Below are 19,375 nucleotides of genomic sequence, written 5' to 3'. Positions count from 1 at the left end.
GATGCGCCGCAGTGCTTCAGCTTCCTTCGGGAAGAGGTTTGAGTTGGTGATGTGAAAACGAAAGTTTCGGATGCTCCCCTCCCCGAAAACTCGCAAGCTCGGGACCCCTTGTTTCCGGTGCTGCTGTTGGCAATCGGAGCGGTCACCGCGTGGCTGCTGTTGACGCCCTGGGTGCCCGCTGTCGCGCAGGCCACGATGAAGCGGTTTCACTTGCGCAGCCGATCGTTCGCCGCGTGGGCCCTCCAGGCTCCGATCCCCGCGATGTACAACTTCGCAAACCAATACGAGGTCCGTGAGCTTCCCGAGGACTTGATCGTGTCGTTCTTGGAACCCGAATCGAATCGGCGATACATCAACCATTTTCCGCTGCGCGTTCTGACATTCGCGGATGGACGGTATCGTCATCTGCGTCCCGGCAAGGATCGCTGGGTGACCGTGTGGACGCGTTATCGGGGGCAACAGATCAAAACCGTCATCCATGCCAAACCGGTGGGCGGTGGCGGCTTTGAATGGATTGTCCAGGAGGCTGACTGATGGATGGCGAAACCGCCGTCTCCAACCCTTCGGAATCGGACGACCGAGAACATTCCGTGGACGACGCTGCCACCTCGCGACGCAAGGTGGTCATGGCCTACCGGATGGTTCAAATCGCGGTGGTGGCGGGGTTGGTCTGGAAGGGCAGCTTCTTTCGGATCGCCGATCAGGTAGACGGGGAGATCCCGCTCGCTGATCCCTTCTTCCCGGATTGGGCTCGTTCGGCGTCGGTCGTCCGTTGGGCTTACCTGGTCGCGGTGTTGACGACGCTGGTCGGTGCCCTCATCGCGAACCGCTGGGGCCGCCTGCGGACCCTGGCAGTCGCGGCCGCAGTGGCCTCCCTGTCGATTCTGTGCGTGCATCAGGCGACCTACAACGACGCGACCTTCACCACCAGCTGGTGGACGCAGTTGTGGTCGTTTTGGTTCTGCACCCGAATGGAACGGGACCGTCCGGACCGATTGCTCCGGCGGGGCGCGTTTGCAGCCCGCGCGATTGGGTCGATGATTCTGATCGGCGGTGCGGTCGGAAAATGGACGTCGGAGTATTGGTCCGGAGAGGTGTTTTACGACATTTATTTTCGTGAGCGTCAGTATTGGACGTTCAACTGGGTCCGTGGGCATTTCGGTCCGGAGACGCTGCGTGAGATCGCGACCTGGTACAGCCGAGGCGTGGTCGTGACCGAGACGGTCGTGGGGTTGGGGATGTGGCTAATGCCGCCCAGGGCAGCGGCAACGGTCGGCGTCGTGCTGTTCACCTCGATCGCCCTGTTCTCCAATCACCTGCTGTTTTCGGTGATGTGGTGTTTGATCGGCCTGTCGGCCGTCGGGTTCCTGGTTCCAGCGACACCGTCCTCAAAGCCTTGATCGCGTGAGCGTCTGACCGATCGCACGCGGCACCCATGCCCCGGCGTCACCTTCAGGCGGTGATCCACGCCCGCAGTGTTTTGAGGTCCTGTTGGATGGCTTGCAGGTGCTGCGGCACCAGGTCGGCGTCGCGATGATCCAAGTATTCTTCGTGCAGCGAGATCGGACCAAGGAATCCGGATCGGCGGAGCATTGAAAAAAAGCTCGGATCGACGCGTCCCTGGCCCAGCGGGACGTTTTGGACCTGGCCATCTTTCCAAACGAAATCTTTGACGTACACGGTATCGACGTGGGGCGCGATCATCCGAAACGTCGTCGGCCAGCTCGTGCCGCCTTCGACCGTGGCGTGACGGATATCGTAAGCGACGGCCAGGTCGGCAGGATTGATCCCTTCCAGCACGCGCGCCAAGTCCCATAGCGGCGCGCCCATGTAATTCCGGCCGGCATGGTTTTGGTACAGCCCCGTCACACCGTAGTCGTGATTGAGTGCGGCCAGGTCCCGGAACTGGTCTCGCCAGTTGGCCAGCTGGTCATCGATACGAACTTCGTCGTCGTAGCGGACGTACTTCATCCGGTAGCGTCGGATGCCAAGTGTCGCGGCCGTCCGCAAAACTTTTTCGGTCAGCGGATCCTGCGGGTCGTTGATGTCCGACGTCAACACGGTGACTTCCAAGTTGTGCTGCGCGAGCGCTTCGACCAATTTCGGAAGTTCATCGGCGGCCTGTTCCGGTTCGATGTGTCCTCCCTTGCGGATCGGAGCCTCGATGCCGTCGAACCCAAGTTCCGCGACCGCTTCGGCCAGACGATCAAACGACAGCGAGTTGAAGGGTTTGGTGAAAACGCACAGGGTGTTTTCCGTCTTCGCGGCATCGGCGGCGGCGGCCGGGCGGATGTGGCCGGCGAGTGCGGCGGCGGACAGGGCCAGGAATTCACGGCGTCGAATGTTCATGGCGATCCGGAAGGAGCAGGGGGAAGCGGTGTATGCTGAATCCATGGAACTGCGAATGATACAGGCAGCAGCGGGTGTGTGCAGACCGCTTCGAATGCACCAAGGCGTCCGAGGGGAGTCCAATTCCGATCGATGGTGGCGAAATGAATGGCGGAGCGATGGCAACCAAATGGTATTCCCGAGAACCCGATGGGCGCTTGCTGTGTGAACTGTGCCCCAGAGCCTGCCGATTGAAAGACGGGGATCGCGGATTTTGCTTTGTCCGCAAAAACGTGGGCGGGCAAATGGTGTTGGAAACCTATGGCAAGAGCACCGGGTTCTGCGTGGACCCGATCGAAAAAAAGCCGCTGAATCATTTTCTGCCCGGATCCGCCGTGCTCAGCTTTGGCACCGCCGGCTGCAACCTGGGCTGCAAGTTCTGCCAAAACTGGGACATCTCCAAAAGCCGCGAGGTGACGCGGTTGAGCGACCGGGCAATGCCCGACGAAATCGCCGCCGCGGCTGCGGGGGCGGGCTGCCGGAGTGTCGCGTTCACGTACAACGATCCCGTGATCTGGGCCGAGTATGCGATCGACACGGCCCATGCCTGTCGCCGCGCCGGTCTGAAGTCCGTGGCCGTCACAGCCGGGTACATCACCGACCGGGCACGCGGCGATTTTTATGCCGCGATGGATGCGGCCAATATCGACCTGAAGTCATTTGATGAGACGTTCTATTTCAAACTGACCGGGTCTCATCTCGCTCCCGTTCTGGACACGATCCGATACGCCTGCAATGAAACCGACTGCTGGGTCGAGCTGACCAATCTGGTGATCCCCGATGCGAATGATTCGCCCGACGAGATCCGCCGCATGGCGCAGTGGCTGTATGACAACGTGGGGCCGAACGTGCCGTTGCATTTCACGGCCTTCCATCCCGATTTTCGCATGACCGACCGTCCGCCCACGCCGCCGGCGACATTGCAGATGGCCTACGACGTTGCCCGCGACTGTGGTTTGAACTACGTCTACGTGGGAAACGTGCACGACGTCCAACGACAAAGCACCTACTGTCATCATTGTGGTCAGCTGTTGATCGAACGGGACTGGCACCAAATTGGTCGCTACCAGTTGACGGGCAGTGCCTGCTCGCAATGTGGTACGGTCGTGCCTGGCGTGTTCGAGGAGGGGCCCGGCCGTTGGGGTGCGAGACGACAGCGGATTCACATTCCACAGATTCCAACGGTGACACCAGAACACGAAACGGACGAGCCCGCCGGACTTCGAAGCGGGGTCAACGAACGCATTTCAATCAAGCAGGCCGACGTGCTGACTTCCCTGACCGATCAACAGCAAACAACGATTCACCGTGTCGCCTCCCGAATGGTCCAATTGGCCGCGTGCGGAGGTGACCCCGGCACCGCAACGGAGCATTTGGGCGACTTGGCGGATCTGCCGATTCACGGCGTTTTTGTGACCGTCAAACGCGGACAGACGCTGCGCGGATGTTGTGGCCGCCAGGGCAGCTTGACCACTTTGGGCGAATCTTTGGCCGATTCGGCCTCGCGAACGTCACGCGATCCCCGGTTGACCCGGTTGTCGCCGTCGGAACTGCCGTACCTGGAATTATCCGTCTCGTTGTTGGGGCCGGTACGTCCGGTCGAAGCCGTCGGTGCTGAGCGTGAAGACCTGGTGAAGGTGGGCGAACATGGATTGCGGATCCAGTGCGGCGGCCAAGGGGGCCTGCTGTTGCCGCAGGTCGCGACCGAACAGGGGTGGAACGCCCGCCAGTTTCTGGATGCCGTCTGCCGCAAAGCGGGTTTGCCGGCGGGGGCGTGGTTGAACGACAACACGGAATTGAGCTTGTTTGATGGCGTTCACTTTGGCGAACGCTTGGCAATGGACCCCACGGTGAGGTCGCGACCGGTGTCCCGACTGGGCGAACAAGAACTGACCGCCTGTCGACGGTGGGTCCACGGCAACCTGGTGGCGATGCAGTTGGGCGCTACGCCGATGTACTACGCCGTTGAGTTCAGTGATCTGGAAGTCTCGGGGCTGATCGTCTCCGCGACGCATCCGGAAAAAGGCTCGCAGCAGTGGTTTCAACTTGGAGTGCAAGAGACCTGGCCGCTGCAATCCTCGCTGTACCGAATGACCGAACAGGTTGCCACGTGGCTGGGTCGGGAAGCATCGGCCGAACAATGCGTGGTCGAACTGGCGGTTCTGGCAGATTGTGTGCACCACGGGTTGGCGGACGATTCGGATCTGTCTGAGGCGGAAAAGGAAGGCCGTGCGGTGATCATCACCGACGGGATTTGTTGGTCGGTGTGCTATCAGCAGGACGGCGATGCCCGTGCGGTCGTGCGGTCGGCAAAAACCATGGAACGTTTCGGCCAAAGTCCCCAGCTGTATTCCATGCGGTGCGAGTGCACGGCCGAGACCATCCGCGCTTCGATCGGTCCCCGAGCCCAAGCGCAGGTTGCTGCCCGACCGCCCGCCGTCGCGGGCCAGTTCTACCCAGCGGATGACTCCTCGCGCGAAGCACTGGTGCAGGAGCTGCTTTCCGACCTGCCTGACTGCGAACGTCGAAAAGTGTTTGCGGCGATGGTTCCCCATGCCGGATTGCAGTACAGCGGTCGGGTTGCTGCGGAGGTTTGGAGGCGACTGGAGATTCCTCAGCGTGTGCTGATCATCGGCCCGAAGCACACGCGCGACGGTGTGGATTGGGCCGTGGCACCCCACGACCGATGGATGCTCTCGGCGGCCACGTCGATCGACGGTGACGTGGCGACCGCGACGGAACTGGCCGGCTGCCTTCCCGCAATGGAGTTGGATTCCAATGCCCATCGCCGCGAGCACGGGATCGAAGTCCAATTGCCTTGGATGGTGCGGTTCTGCCCTCAGGCTCGGTTGACCGCGATCGCGATGCAAGGGGGCAGTTTGGATCAGTTGCGTGCCGCCGCCGAAGCCCTGGCAAGCTGGTTGCAGTCACAGCAGGACCCTCCCCTGTTGGTGGTCAGTAGTGACATGAACCATTTCGCGGCGGATGCCGAAAATCGCCGCCGTGATCGGATGGCCCTGGACGCTTTGGCGACCGGTGACGGTGAAAGGCTGTTGCGGGTTTGCCAGCAAGAAGACATCAGCATGTGCGGGCGTTTGCCGGCGGCTTTGACGTTGATGACGATGAATGCGTTGGGGATCCAGCCGGTGGCGGAAGAAATTGCTTACGCAACGAGCGCCGACGCGGGGGGCGATCGAACGCGAGTGGTCGGCTATGCCGGTGTCATCTGGGCCCCCTGATTGAAGGTTGATTGTTGGCCAAGGTCGGATGCTCAGGGAAGTCGGCTTGCGGGCAACCCCGCCAATTGCTTATGCGTTGGGCTTCAACGGGAATTCTGACACGAAAAGGATTTTGTGCTGATGCGTTTGGCAAACAATCGACCCTCTGGACACGCCGTCGGAGCGATGGCTCGGCCCGCCGCCGTGACGTTGTGCATGAGCTTGATCGTGGCCAGTTTGTTGGCAACCCAATCCGGATGCCTGGGTCTGGCGGCCAACCTGATCCACGCGGCCGGCGGCGACAAAGCGCCCGCGGCCTATGAGGGGTTGGAAGAGAGCCGGGTCGCGGTGGTGACGCTGACCGAAAACAGCCAGTTCAGCGACGATCCCTCCGCACGGATTCTGGGACGCAACGTGACCCAGTTGTTGAAGCAACAAATCAAAGACATCGAGATTGTCCGTGAGGATAAGATCGCCAACTGGCGCGATACCCACGGCTGGGATCAATTGGAATTCGCCGAAATCGGACGCGGGGTCGATGCCGACAAGGTGCTGGCCATCGAAGTCGCAAACCTGAAGCTCCGTGACGGTGCGACCTTGTACCGTGGACGCGCCGATGTGGTGATCACGGTTGTGGATGCCAAGACGGGCGAGCAACTCTATCGTTCGGAGATGGAAGAGTTCACCTATCCCACGACGGCCGGCCAGTACACCAGCGAGACGACCGAATCACGGTTCCAAAAGCTGTACCTGGGAGTCTTGGCGAAACGCGTCGCGCGTCAGTTCTATCCGTACGACCCGCGTGACGATTTCGCGCTCGATTCGATCGTCGCACGCTAATCGTCACGCAATCGGCCGGGCCTTCGGCCCTCTGGTTCCTTTTGCAACAGAGACCCAGCCCGAACACGGGCTGGGCTAGGCAAACCGCAGGGCCTTCGGCCCGCCGTGCGCGTCGGCCGTCATGTTGGGACCAAAGGGGCAACGCCCCGAACGTTTGCCCAGCCCGGCCTGAAAGGCCGGGGAACGGGGGCCTCAACGAATGGGGAGGGCCAACGGCCCGGCCCTTTGTTTGGGTTCCTTGTCCGGGCAGTCGTGCGTTAACAAACGACCGGGCCTCCTACAACACGCCTTTTGTGCTGGGGATCTGGTTCGAACGGGGGTCGGATTCGGCGGCCATGCGGATCGCTCTGGCGACCGATTTGAACACCGCCTCGGCAATGTGGTGCGAGTTGCGACCGTGGTGCAACAGCACGTGCAGATTGCACCGCGCGTTGGCGGCGAAGGATTGCCAAAAGTGTTCAACCAGCTCACTGTCAAACGTCCCGATCTTTGCGGCCGCGATCGGCGCGTTGTACTCAAATGCGTAGCGCCCTCCCAGATCGACAGCGGAGGTGACCAGGCATTCGTCCATGGGAAGGGTAAAGTGACCATAGCGGCGGATCCCCGCCCGATCGGCGAGGGCCTGGTCCAGGGCCTGTCCGAGCGTGATTCCGATGTCTTCGGCGGTGTGGTGGTCATCGACATGCAAGTCGCCCTTGGCGGTGACCTCCAGATCGATCAATGCGTGCTTGGCGAACAGGTCCAGCATGTGATCCAGAAATCCGATGCCGGAGTCGCGTTTGCCGTCGCCGCTGCCGTCCAGGTCGATCGAGAGCCTGATATCGGTTTCTCCGGTGGTGCGGTGGATACTGGCGGTACGGTTCATGGCGGCGAGCAAACGGCGTTCGGGAAGGGGGTCGGTAGAATCGTGCTTCGCTTTCGTCCGGCGGGCAAGGGGCCCCGTCCGGCAACGGCCGGAAATCCGCCCGGCAGACGCCAGTTGTGCCATTCGCCGCAGCACCGAGGGTGGGAATCGCCCGGCTAAAAGGACTCCGCCAGCCACGCCGGGTTCGCCGGTCAGATCATCGGGTCCGAAGAATCCGCTTGCATGGCGTCAATCTTCCAGCAGCCACTGTGGGTCAAAATCCTCAATGGATTCGGAGGCCATGCTGGACCGTTGCCGCTGGATTTCGGTCGAAGCGGTTTGTCCGGTGGCAGGCAGCCGCGCTTCAATCCGCATCAAGCCGTCGTCGTCGTAGCGAAAGGTCACGTCGACGGGCGTTCCGGCTGGCAGTCCCTGGGGCAGTCCCCGCATCACGCACCTTCCCAGCCGCGTTCCGTATCGCCCTCGTGAGTCACCGCCCTCGACGACTTCCACGGCAACGCTTCCCTGCCCGTCGCGGATCGTTTGGAAGCGGGCGGTGTGGGTCGCCGGCAGCGGGGTGTTCCGCGGGATCATGACATAGTTGCAGCGCAAACGCGTTTGCAGATCGATCCCCAACACCCCTAACTTGTGCGCGTTGACATCGCAGACAAGTAGATCGTTTGTGTCGGCGTCGGCGGACTTTCCGCGACGCTTTTGAGCAAGCGAATGGGCGTGAAGGGCGGCCCCGTGGGCGACGGCTTCGTCGGCCGAGACACACCGGTTCGGATCCAGCCCCACCACGCGCATGATCATGGCGGACACCTGAGGCAGCCGAGTCGAACCGCCCACGAGAATCACCTGGTCGATTGTTTCCGGCGTCGTCCCGCTTTCTTTCAACAGTTTGCTGACCGTGAACCGGGTGCGATCCAACAAGTGTGCCGTCAGGTCGTCGAACTGCGACTGGGTGATCTTGGTTTTCAGCGTCGAGTTCTGGAAAGTCAATCGAATCTTGACTTCCGGTCGACTCGACAGGGCATGCTTCAATTCTTCTGCTTCCTGCATCAGCCAGGCTTGACCGGTATCGGCTTCGGAGGGACGAAATCCGCAGGCCTGGGCGAACTGGTCATCGAGCCATTGCGACAGGCAACGATCCCAATCGATGCCGCCGAGCATCGCGTTGCCGTCGGTCGCCAGCACGCGAATCGCTTTCTGGTCGACATGAACCAGTGACACGTCGAAGGTTCCGCCGCCAAGATCGTAGACCAGCACGGTCTGCGGCCCGAGGACTCTGCTTTGCGTCAGCAGTCCGAAAGCGATCGATGCCGCGGTCGGTTCATTGATGATCGCCAAGACTTCCAGACCGGCCCGATTGGCCGCACGGATCGTCGCCAGGCGTTTGGGTTCGTTGAAATAGGCAGGGACGGTGATGACCGCTTGTTCGACCGGCGCGTTGAGCCGTGATTCGGCATCGCGTTTCAGCCGTTTTAACACAAAGGATTCGATCAATTCGGGCGAGACCGTTTGGCCGTTGAATTGCTGCGACAGCGCCGGTTTCCCGATGTCCCGTTTGGCAAACATGGCGACATTGCCCGGCAAGGTGACACGGGCTTTGATGGCCTGTTTCCCGACCGTGACCTCATCGCCTTCGATCAGCGCCGCCGACGGAGTGATCAACTCACCGTCGCTATTGAGCAAGGTGCGGGGCTCACCGTGGTGGTCGACGTAGGCGATCACACTGTTGGTGGTGCCCAAGTCGATGCCAACTGCGACCGGAGAAGGTTTGGACGAGGTTGGATTCACTCGATCACTCTCCGCGGTCGACCGACGCCGGTGGATCCCATGACACGCTGGCCATCAACGTTCGCTGCGGTCCCGCGTCACGCATGTAGACCGAGAACCAACAGCGTCCGTTCCAGTCGGGCGGTGCCCATCGTCGCAAGTCCAGCGTGTAGGTGGAATCGGGTGGCAGCCGAAACTGCCGGGAGGGCATCGCAGCGGATCCCCAGGGCGGATGATTGGAAAATGCCTGCGGCCGTGTGTTCCCAATGTCCAAGAACACGCGAGAGCGATACCCGTTTGCCCCAAAGTAGTCGATCATGAATCCCACGGCCACGAAGGGGGAAGCGGCCATTGCCGGTTGCGAGGCGGTCCCGCGAACGGTGATGGTGCCCACATTGTCCAATTCGAAACCGGCGGCAGTCTCGCCGTGACCGGACGACTGACGGCCCATGCCGATCCGCACCGTGTCGTTGTTGATCGTCGCAAAGTCATCCGGATCGGGCGAATCGAACGTTTGGCTGTCCAGCAACCGAGTGCCGGCAGAATACCGACTCTCCGCTCCGTTTTCGGAACTGCTGGGCAGGTGAGCGGTGCCTTCGGCGATCCGCCGATTCAATGTCGTGATCCGCTGAGCCGCTTTCTCTTTCTCCAGTCCGCTGTTTTTCAGCATGACATCCTGGTAGTACCAAACCGCATGCTTGGCCAAGGGCGCAGCTCCGAAGACGGAACGGGTGGATCGAATGACTTCGTACCACGCATCGGCGACTTCCAGCGCTGTTGCCTCATTCGAATCGAAACCGATCTCCAGGGCGGCCGCTTCTCGATAGAGCGGATCGGAGCCTTTGGCGAGTCTTGGCAATGCGTCTTCCCACCGGCCTTCGATGAGGGCCAAGTACTTTCCCGCGGCGAGCTCCGCTTCCGGGTCGGTTGGGTCCTGTTCCAGCTTGAGCGCGGCCGACTGGTATTGATCAAACAACTCCTTCGCGTACTCCAGGTGGAATTTGAGCATCTTGAATGATTCATACTGAAACGCCCGGAGACGGATGCCGTTTTCACGGATCAGGTCCATGATGGCCAGCGCGTCGTCGAATCGGGCTTGCGGGATGCAGATTGCCGCCAGCCGCTTGCACTGGGCAGCGAATTCTCCGGCCCGGCTGGATGTCTTGCCGACAGAGGAAAGCACTTCGCGGCTCAGGGAGATCTCATCGATCCCCGCAAACGATCGGTCCATCAATTCGATGGTCTCGATGGCATCGACGAAGTCGTCTTCACCAACGTAGATATCGCGCGCAACCCGGCACAACGCAAACTTTCCTTCGGGATCATCGTTCATCTTCTCAGCGGCTCGACGCATTTTGTCGGCCACCTCGATTCGCTGTTCGGAATCGGATGCGTTTCGGTAGGCGTCTTCGTAAAGCTCCCGCACAATCGACATCTTTTGCTCGATGGTGTCAGCCGGAGGGACCGGCGGCTTGTCCACATCGGAGATTCGCGAGCGCGGAGTGAAGGGCAGGGAGGAGGGCGTCCAGGGTGTCGCGGACGTGTCGTCTGTTTCCCCAACTGATTGCGGTGGATCGGAATTCGCAATCGAGTCATCGCGATCGTCGGAGCCGGGGGACAGCGGCCGACGGCGGGAATCCGAATCGGGTTGGCGGGGAAGCGATGGCGGTGTCGTCTCAGAATCTTGGGAAGCCGCTGGGACGTTCGCGGTGGAGGGTTGCGTCGGCGACGAAGGTTCCTCCGCTGGTTCCGTGGACTCTTCAGGCGTTTCGTCCGTTGCCAATCCAAGGCGTTGCAACTTCTGCTGGTCGAATTCCAGTCGCCCTGTACTGAGAGCAAAAACCAGATAGACCAATGCGATCATCCCGGGCATGCCGGTGATCAGCCAAAACAATCGCCATCGCGGCCGTTTGGATTTCGCCTGACGGTTTCCGGTCCGGATCGGCGGAGCAGGAGCCGTCGCCGCCCGACCAGGCGGATGCGACGAATCCTGGGCGCCTTGTTCGTTCTCCACGGCGGCCGCGTCGGATTCCCGTGGTGGCCGCGGGGGGATCTGCAGCACGGCGTCGATCGACGTGGAGTCGACCGCTTGCGGGGCCTGCTGGCTGTCTTCGAATGCTCGCAGTTCGGCATCGTAGGCGGCTTTGCGTGCGGGGTTCAGCAGACGAAGTCGAGCGGCGGAGACCTGATTGGAAAGCTGTTCGGCCAACTCGCCGTGCTCGCCGCCGGTGAAGTCATGCAAGAAGGTCAAGACGCGGTCCGCCGCCGAATCAATCACGTCCGCATCGTCCTCGTACTTCGCCAGCCCCAGCAGCCGATAGTCAGTCGGAGGCTGTTCTGCCGAAGGAATCCCTAGCCACTTGTGAAGCGGATCAAACATGGGAGCGGAGATGCGTCTTGCCCTCAAAAGCAGTTCTGCCGAGAAGAATGGCGCCGGGAGCGACCCGAATCAGTCTAGTCGACCTGGTTCAACGTTCTCAATGGCCGCGACTCCGGCCCCGGCTTGGCCGGAGGATTTGCAACCCTGTTTCATGACGATCGGCCGTCACGGCGATAACGCCTCGGGACGAATCGCCGCCAATGCCGCTCGGGCGGCGTAAGCGTAATGGGAATCAGAGTTGGCGAGCGGTTCCAGGTCGTCGGCTGCCTCGGCGGCATCCGGACCCATTTCTCGGATCATCCCCAACGCCCGACTCCTGGTGGAGCCACCGCGTTGGTGTTTCGGATCTCGATCCAGTGCGATGTCGAGCAGCAATTCGAGTACCTGGTCCGTTTCGGGTTGAACTGCCTGTAGCGTCTCCAGTGCTTCCCGATGCAGGGATGCTTTGGACGGATCGGATAACACGGCGACAAGCTCCGTCACTGCGGGGCGGCCGCCGCAACCGGTCGCTCGAATCGCCGCGAGTATCATCGAGTGACTATCCGAATAAGCCGGTTCGCGTAGCAACCGTACCAGATCGGGAACCAACTCGCTTGCCGGTTCCCCGACTTCGATGACTCCCAGCAGGGCCGCGTTCAATTCCGCTTGCTCGGGCCTTGGCTGCACGATGACCTTGCGAAACATCGGATAAACATCACTTCGACTGCCAGCTGCACGATACAGCAGCCGAGCCATGTTCAACCGATCCACACTTTGTGTCTGGTCGTTCATCACTCCGGCAATTAAGTCCGCTGCGGGGCCGATCGCACACTTCATCGTGGACAGCAAATCGACGTAGGGACGTGGATGACGCGATTGTTCGGCCTGAGCGACGATGGGCTCGACCCAGCGGACCTGCATCTGCGGCGACATGTTGCGGACAACCGTCCTGGCCTGAGAGACGATCTCCAGGTTCTGACGATGCATCGGTTGACGCTGATCGGCCACTGCGAACGTTGGCTCAAACTGCTCCAATTGCCACGCCAGGATTTTGCTCCGACCATTGTCATCGGCTTTCTGGCTGACTCGGAACACGGGAATCACGAACGCCCGCACGTGCGACGGATCTTGCGACATCCGGTTGATCAATTCATCGACGACTTGATTGGCGGCGTTCTCTGAGTAATGAAGGTGATTCAGGGCCGCCGTTCGCAGTTCGTTGTCGTCAACGGCGCCCAGCTTCCAGACAAACTCAAATGCTTGTTCGTCTGCCCGGCCCAGATCGCCGACCAGCGAAATCACCCGTTCCGGATTGCTGGTTTCCGGTGACACGATGAACTGGTGCACGAGTGTCCGATTGGTCGCGTAGTGATCTTTGATGACGCGTTTGGCAAGGTTCAGGATCTTGGAAATGCTAGAGTTCCTTGCCGCTCCGAAGGTTGACCGATCAACCGTAAAGCTTTGATCGAGCGCTCGGAAAACATAGCCCCAGTCATCGTCGCCAAGCGGCTGGTCCGCCGGGACGCTTGCCAACGCTTCCAGTCGCTCCAACTGCGAGGCCTGATCTGACAGCGGTAACTTCATGACCGGAGCTTCGTCCGCATCCACTTCCGCCCGCAAATCTGCGACGGCAATCCGTTGGGGTTGGTTCAACTGCGGAATGACCGGCCGCGGTGGAGGTGACGCCGGCGATTCGGTGCGTCTCCGAAACGGGGGCGCTGGACGAGGTTCGGTCGTCGGACGCGTGTTTGTTGGTGCGGACCGTGGTGATGAAGAGGCCGCGGCGATAGGCGACCGGGGTTGGGAGGACGCATTCATCGCGGGCGACGAGGTTGGGCGGCGAGCGCCCGATCGGCCGCCCAATTCGATGGTCGACTGGACCAATTGCAGCGTCAGCGGATGAACGGAGCCGGCCTCCGGCACAATCTGCTTCAGTTGCTCCGGATCGGTATGCTGCGCCACCAACCAGCGGAACACATCCGTCAACTCGGGATGACTGGCACGCCGAGCCAACAACGGCAAGAACTCCATCGACGGTTGGGGGTGCACGCGGATGATCTGGACGGCTTCACGTAGCTCCAGAACCTTGTCGCTTTTCAGCAGGCGTTCAAGCTTCTCGCGGTCGAACGACGAAGCGGTTTGGCCGTGCAGTTGCATTGTCGACAACGTCGCCACGACCGCGACCAGCACGCCCAGGCACCGACCCCGGAGGCGGTTCCGACCCACCGGTCTTTGCCCACGTCCGCGCAGCGGTCGGACTTTCAGTTCAGCGGTGCCATTCATGATCCGAAATCGACGGCAATGCGGAGACGGCGTGTCGGAGCGACGGGAGAAGATCAGAGCGATTGCAGGTAACGCTCGATCATCATCATACACGCTTCGGTCTGCTCGTCGGTGCCGATGGAGATTCGGATGCCGTCACCCCAGTCAGGAAAGTTCATGTAGCGAACCAGAATCTGGTTCTTTTTCAGGTATTCGTGCAATTGCTCGTGGCGGCCGCTGGGATGAGTGCACCAAACGAAGTTGGCCTGTGAAGGAGTGACATCGAATCCCATTTCCCGCAACCGGGATTCGGTCCGAGACCGAGTGGCCTTGATCTTCGCGATCACGTCAGCCAGCCAGTCCTGGGCGGAAATCGCCGCCGTCGCCGCGATGGTTGCCAGATAGTCGCAGTTGTAGCTGTCTTTGATGTTGGCAAGTTTGGCGATCAACGAGGGTTGAGCGACCAGGAAGCCGAATCGAATGCCGGCCAGGCCATACGATTTGCTTAGCGTGCGGGTGACCAGAATGTTCTCGTGCTTGCGGACCAGGTCCAAACAGTTGAATTCGGCAAAGTCCGCGTACGCTTCGTCGACGACCAAAGGGCAGGGCAGGGAAGCGGCGAGCCGTTCGACCTGGTCCGGCGGAACGACCGTCCCGCTGGGGCTGTTCGGATTGGGCAGCAGCACCAGCCGTAAATCGCGATCGCCTTCGCCGAATACGCTGGGCAGGTGCCAGCCGTCGAGAAACGGAACTTGTTCCCATTTGGCGCCTTGGATGTCGGCCAGCGTTCGGTACAGGATGTAGCTGGGGTAGGGCAGCCGCAGCTTTTGCCCTTCGCCGACAAACCCGCGCACCAGGATCGTCAGGATTTCGTCGCTTCCGTTCCCGGCCAAAATCCAATCCGGTCCCGGTAACCCCAACGTTTCGGCCGCCGCGCGACGGAACAGCGTCGCGGTCGGGTCGGGGTATCGGTTCAGCGGACCCGAGGCGGCATTCTTGATCGCCGCGACAACCGACTCGGCCGGCGGATACGGGTTCTCGTTGGTGTTCAGTTTGATGAACTTGCCCGGTGGCGGTTGTTCGCCCGGTGTGTAGGGCAGCATCTGAGCGAGTGCTGCGCGAAGGTCGGTCTTGGTCATGGACGGGGTGGGGAAGGTGATCGACGGAGGGAGACGCTGCGGGCGTGGGCGGTCAGGCCTTCTTTCTCGGCCAGTCGTTCGACATCGGGGGCGATGTCATTCATCGCTTGTTGGTTGAATTCGGTCACGCTTCCGCTGCGGAGAAAACTGTTGCTGCACAGGCCGGCCGCCCAGTTGCAGGTGCCGCCGGTCGGAAGCACGTGGCTGGGGCCGGCAGCGTAATCACCCAATGCAACCGGGGTGTGGTGCCCCAAAAATGCCGCCCCGCTGTTCCGGATCTTCGCCATCAGGTCTCTCGGATTGGCGGTCTGGATGTGCAGGTGCTCCGGGGCGAATGAATCGGTCAGTTCACAGGCGTGGTCCTGGTCGCGAACCAGAATCAACGCGCCGAAGGCTTCCAGGCTGTCCAGGGTCAGTTCACTTCGTTCCAGTTGTGCCACCTGATCGGCGAGTTCGGCTGCGACCGATTCGATTAATGCGGGATCCCACGTAATCAAGATCGCGCTGCCGGGCGAATGTTCGGCCTGGGCCAGCAAGTCGGCGGCGACAAAATCCGGACGCGCCGTCTGGTCGGCGATCACGATCACTTCGCTGGGACCGGCGAAGGAGTCAATGTCGACCGTTCCGTAGACATGCTTTTTCGCCAAAGCGACAAACAGGTTGCCGGGACCCACGATCTTGTCCACGGCCGGGACGGAATCGGTACCGAAAGCCAACGCGGCGACCGCTTGGGCCCCACCCATCCGATAGACCTCGGTGACACCCAGTTCGTGACAGGTTGCCAGCACGTCGCGGTTGTACGCACCGAAGGCTGTCGGCGGGGCGACGACCGCGATCTGCGCGACGCCGGCGGTCTGGGCCGGCACTACGGTCATCAGAACCGTGGAGGGATACGCCGCGGCACCACCGGGGACGCAAACACCCACGCGTCGCAGCGGAACATACCGCTGCGTCAGCTTCACCCCGGGCTTGGGTTCGATGGTGACGTCGTGGTGCAGGATGGCTTGTTGAAATTCTGCCACGTTGTCGCGAATTCGGCGAATCGATTTCAACAACTCCGGGTCGGCGTCATGATGCGCCTGGGCAAGTTCCTCCGCGGGGACTCGCAAGTCTTCGGCCGCCAGAGCGGCTTTGTCCAATTGCTCGCTGTAGCGAAGCAGGGCACGGTCTCCGTCGCGCTCGACATCCGCGCAGATTCGCTGGACGACTTCGACCGGCGTCAGGGGGCCGCCGAACACTTCCTCGGTCAACGCGCGTCCGCGTGGTGAAACCACGTCGCCGCGGGGGCTGAGCTTTTCGCGCAGTTGCTGCAGGATCTCGGCCGATCCGCTGCGGGCGTCAACGCGTTGGATTTGCAGATCGGTTTGTTTCACTTCGGATTCGGTCATCGTTGGCGTCAGGGATGCCAGAGGTGTTCGAGGCGGGTTTTGACGGCGGGCGTCGTCCGATGGAGGGCTTTATCAATCCGCAGGTTCGGTCGGCGATTCGGGCGGAAAAAGGTGCGAACCGATGGTCGAGCCCCATGATAGGCATCGTGCCACAACTGGTACACTGCGGCGAAAACGCCCGTCTGACTCATTCTCCCGCATCGGATGCCGACCATGCAGGCAGCGCCCGTTATTGACTTGCGAAGTGACACGGTGACCCGACCCACGCCGGAAATGCGCCGGGCGATGGCCGAGGCCGAAGTGGGCGACGCGGTGATCGATGTGGATCCGACTGTGGACCGGTTGGAAAAAAGAACGGCGGAATTGCTGGGAAAGGAAGCCGCCGTGTTTGTGCCCAGCGGATCGATGGCCAATCAGGTGGCGCTGCGAACCCACTGTCCGGCCGGAACGGAATTCCTGTGCGAAGCCGACTGTCACATCTATCACTACGAACAAGGCGCCTACGCTTCGCTGTCGGGGTTGATCCCACGGTTGATTGCGACGGACGACGGGACGATCCGCCCGGAACAGTTGGTCGGCCAGGTCCACGCCAGTGACGAACACCATCCCCGCACCGGTCTGCTGTGCATCGAGAACACGCACAACCGATGGGGTGGCCGCGTCCAGCGACAGGATGATGTCGTTGCGAGTTGTCAGTGGGCACGGCGTCACCGGTTGGCAACGCACCTGGATGGTGCCCGGCTGTGGAACGCGGCGGTCGCCAGCGGGACGACGGTGGAACAGCTGGCGGCACCCTTCGACAGCGTCAGCGTGTGTTTCAGCAAAGGCCTGGGCGCACCCGTGGGGTCCGCCATCGCGGGCTCGGCCGACTTCATCCGCGAGGCGCGGCGGGGACGAAAGTTGTTCGGCGGGGCGATGCGGCAGGCCGGGATCATCGCCGCCGGAGCCTTGCACGCTTTGCAGCATCATCGGGATCGCCTGGAGCAGGATCACCAAGCGGCCCAGCAGCTCGGCGCCGCCGCGGCGTCCTGTGACGGGCTGTCGATCGTCGGTGGCCGGGTGGAAACCAACATGGTGATGATTCACGTCGATCGACCGGAGCCGATCGGCAAGTCGACCGAGCAGCGCGATGGCGGCGGCGGCACGCCCGCGGCCGAATTGGTCGGCTTGCTCCGCGAGCGGGGCGTGTGGTGTTTCGACACCGGACCGGCGACGGTACGGCTGGTCACCCATTTGGATGTGACGGCGGCGCAAGTGTCTGCCGCGTGTGAGGCGATCAAGCAGTCGGCCGAGTGTTTGTTGACGCAGGGCGCGAAGTGAATCCCCCGTCGCCCGCGCCAAGTCCCCGGATCCTGCTCGTGGCGGCGGTGGTCGTTTTCGTGCTCGCGCTTGCGTTCCGGCTGCCCTCCTGCGGAGAAAGCTTTTGGATCGACGAGTTGCATTCGGCATGGGCCGTCGATGATGGGCTGGCCCAAGTTGCCGCCAGGGCGCGGGTCGGCAACCAGACGGCCCCGTACTTTCAAGCACTGTGGGGTTGGCGTCGCTTGGTGGGAAGTGGCGAATGGGGGCTGCGGTTCAGCAGCGTGTTGGCAAGTTCCTGCGCAGCGGCCCTGCTCGTCGTTGGGGTTGCGAAACAGACCGGCCGTCTTGCCGGCGGGGTCATCGCGGGTGGGCTGTTCGCCATGAATTCCAACGCGGTGTTCTTCGGTTGCGAGTTGCGGCCCTACGCTGCGGTGATGTTGTGCAGCGTGCTGGCGACGTGTGCCGCGATGACGGGGCTGGAGAACGTCCCAAGCGACCCGGCGACCGAATCGGGTCACCTGGGGCCCCAAGCGGCGCGTCCGAGGTGGCGTATGGGATTGACGCTGGCGATTTGCGCGTCGGCGCTGCTGCATCCGACCTCCTTGGGAGTCTTGGGGTGGTGGATTCCGGTGTGTTTGATCATCGATTGGAAGCGGCACGGACGACGATTGAACCTGTGGGACGGCGTGGCGATTGTTGCGCTGTTGGTGACCGCCGCGCTGTTGTGGAATTCGTCACTGCGAGATTCGTGGTCTCATCGCGACCAGTGGCGGGCGTTTGGTCATGTGACCGACTCTCGCGCGTTTCTGAACGCCTGGCGTTGGGGGGCATTGGTCGGCGTCCCCGCGGTGTGCGGGGTGTCCGTGTGGTTGGCGACGGCGCGGAAGTCGAATGCCACTGCGTGGCGAGCGTTCTGGTTGGGGGCTTTGCCTGCGATCATCGCCACACTCGGGACTGCCACGTTTTTTTGGCTTTCCTATTCGGGCTGGGTTCCTCTGTGGCATCGGCGGTACTACGTCGCGGCGTTACCGATGTTGGCGTGGAGTGCCGGTGCGATCGCTGCACCGTCTTGGAGTACCGGTGCGTTCGCGGCACCGTCGTGGAGAGCTGGTGCGTTCGCGGCACCGTCGTGGAGTGAAGCCTTGACCGATGCGGGGGCCAAGTGGAGGTTCTGGACGGGAATCATTGCGGTCGTCGTCGTGCTGGGGTTTCAAGGACACATCCAGGGAACGTGGGCGATGCTTGGCACCGGCCGGCTGCCGCGTCAGCTCCGCGGCGAAGACTGGCGCCAGGCCGCGGCCTTCGTGAATCGTCACCGGACCGCGGGCCAGCCGGTATGGCTGGACAGTGGGCTGATCGAAACCGGATTCTTCGCCGAACCCTATGATTCCGAATTGGAGGAGCGTGCCCCTTGGAACTACCTCGCGTTTCCCCTGCGGGGACCTTATGCCGTGGAGGATGTTGCCGTCCTCTCGGTATTCGCCGATGAATCCTGGATTCGACGCCGGTTGGAGGCGTTGCCGGCCGGTCGGGCGGACGTGTGGTTGATTTCGCGATCCGGTCCGCGTTCGGTTCAGGCCTTTGTCCGACGTGTGGGGAGCCAACGCCAAGTGACCCACACGGAATCGCTGGCCGGGCGAATCTCCGTCCATCGACTGCAGTTTGCTGCCGATTCGTCGGCTCGTGGGATTTGATGGGTGCCTGCCGCACATGAACCGGTGGCGAAGTCCTCCGATTTCCCGGTCTTCCGATTTCTCAGTCCTCCGAATTCTCAGTCCTCCGAATTCCCTCAGAGCGGGCGAAAACCCGTTGGCTGGCCCCAAATCATTCGGTTATCGCTGGCCGGAGGTCTAAAA

General features: G+C 61.8%; 13 protein-coding genes. 6 read left to right on the top strand and 7 right to left on the bottom strand.

Annotated elements, in window-relative coordinates:
* Positions 1-51: 51 nt before the first annotated feature.
* Both FYK55_RS09175 and FYK55_RS09170 read left to right on the top strand, forming a co-directional pair.
* Positions 52-534 (top strand): hypothetical protein, encoded by a 483-nt coding sequence (locus tag FYK55_RS09175; RefSeq protein WP_150076098.1) that lies wholly within the window; start codon positions 52-54, stop codon positions 532-534.
* Entirely contained in the window at positions 534-1,400 is an 867-nt protein-coding gene (locus tag FYK55_RS09170; protein ID WP_150076097.1) for a hypothetical protein, read from the top strand. The genes FYK55_RS09175 and FYK55_RS09170 overlap by 1 nt, the downstream gene beginning before the upstream one ends.
* Positions 1,401-1,452: 52 nt before the next feature.
* On the opposite strand, the gene FYK55_RS09165 is transcribed toward FYK55_RS09170, so the two are convergent.
* Positions 1,453-2,349, bottom strand: a complete 897-nt coding sequence (locus FYK55_RS09165) for a sugar phosphate isomerase/epimerase family protein (RefSeq protein WP_150076096.1) — start codon at positions 2,347-2,349, stop codon at positions 1,453-1,455.
* A 158-nt stretch (positions 2,350-2,507) separates the two neighbouring features.
* Here FYK55_RS09165 and amrS point away from each other — a divergent pair, with 158 nt between their 5' ends.
* Together amrS and FYK55_RS09155 are read left to right on the top strand one after the other, a co-directional pair.
* Complete coding sequence (amrS, locus tag FYK55_RS09160) at positions 2,508-5,627, top strand: AmmeMemoRadiSam system radical SAM enzyme (RefSeq protein ID WP_201743661.1); 3,120 nt, start codon at positions 2,508-2,510, stop codon at positions 5,625-5,627.
* Positions 5,628-5,747: 120 nt separating this feature from the next.
* Entirely contained in the window at positions 5,748-6,446 is a 699-nt protein-coding gene (locus tag FYK55_RS09155) for a hypothetical protein (RefSeq protein ID WP_150076094.1), read from the top strand.
* 277 nt (positions 6,447-6,723) lie between these two features.
* On the opposite strand, the gene hisB is transcribed toward FYK55_RS09155, so the two are convergent.
* The 6 genes from hisB to hisD all read right to left on the bottom strand — a co-directional run bounded on the left by hisB (position 6,724) and on the right by hisD (position 16,217).
* Positions 6,724-7,311 (bottom strand): imidazoleglycerol-phosphate dehydratase HisB, encoded by a 588-nt coding sequence (gene hisB, locus FYK55_RS09150; RefSeq protein WP_150076093.1) that lies wholly within the window; start codon positions 7,309-7,311, stop codon positions 6,724-6,726.
* Between the two features lie 228 nt (positions 7,312-7,539).
* Positions 7,540-9,090: an Hsp70 family protein gene (locus tag FYK55_RS09145; RefSeq protein ID WP_161604388.1), complete on the bottom strand. Its 1,551-nt coding sequence runs from the start codon at positions 9,088-9,090 to the stop codon at positions 7,540-7,542.
* A gap of 4 nt (positions 9,091-9,094) precedes the next feature.
* Positions 9,095-11,449 (bottom strand): hypothetical protein, encoded by a 2,355-nt coding sequence (locus tag FYK55_RS09140; RefSeq protein ID WP_150076091.1) that lies wholly within the window; start codon positions 11,447-11,449, stop codon positions 9,095-9,097.
* 165 nt (positions 11,450-11,614) lie between these two features.
* Positions 11,615-13,711 carry a hypothetical protein gene (locus FYK55_RS09135; RefSeq protein WP_150076090.1) on the bottom strand — a complete coding sequence of 699 codons (2,097 nt, stop codon included), beginning with the start codon at positions 13,709-13,711 and terminating at the stop codon, positions 11,615-11,617.
* Between the two features lie 53 nt (positions 13,712-13,764).
* Entirely contained in the window at positions 13,765-14,829 is a 1,065-nt protein-coding gene (gene hisC, locus FYK55_RS09130; protein ID WP_235908546.1) for a histidinol-phosphate transaminase, read from the bottom strand.
* A complete protein-coding gene (gene hisD, locus FYK55_RS09125; protein WP_150076089.1) occupies positions 14,826-16,217 on the bottom strand; it encodes a histidinol dehydrogenase in 1,392 nt (463 codons plus the stop codon). The genes hisC and hisD overlap by 4 nt, the downstream gene beginning before the upstream one ends.
* A 213-nt stretch (positions 16,218-16,430) precedes the next feature.
* Here hisD and FYK55_RS09120 point away from each other — a divergent pair, with 213 nt between their 5' ends.
* Positions 16,431-17,537, top strand: a complete 1,107-nt coding sequence (locus FYK55_RS09120; protein ID WP_150076088.1) for a threonine aldolase family protein — start codon at positions 16,431-16,433, stop codon at positions 17,535-17,537.
* Positions 17,538-17,653: 116 nt separating this feature from the next.
* Positions 17,654-19,213: a hypothetical protein gene (locus FYK55_RS09115; protein ID WP_161604387.1), complete on the top strand. Its 1,560-nt coding sequence runs from the start codon at positions 17,654-17,656 to the stop codon at positions 19,211-19,213.
* Positions 19,214-19,375 lie beyond the last annotated feature (162 nt).

This window comes from Roseiconus nitratireducens (genome assembly GCF_008629675.1).
Lineage (GTDB): Bacteria > Planctomycetota > Planctomycetia > Pirellulales > Pirellulaceae > Stieleria > Stieleria nitratireducens.
Note: the sequence above shows the minus strand (reverse complement) of the source record. Positions and strands in the feature narration are given on the sequence as shown.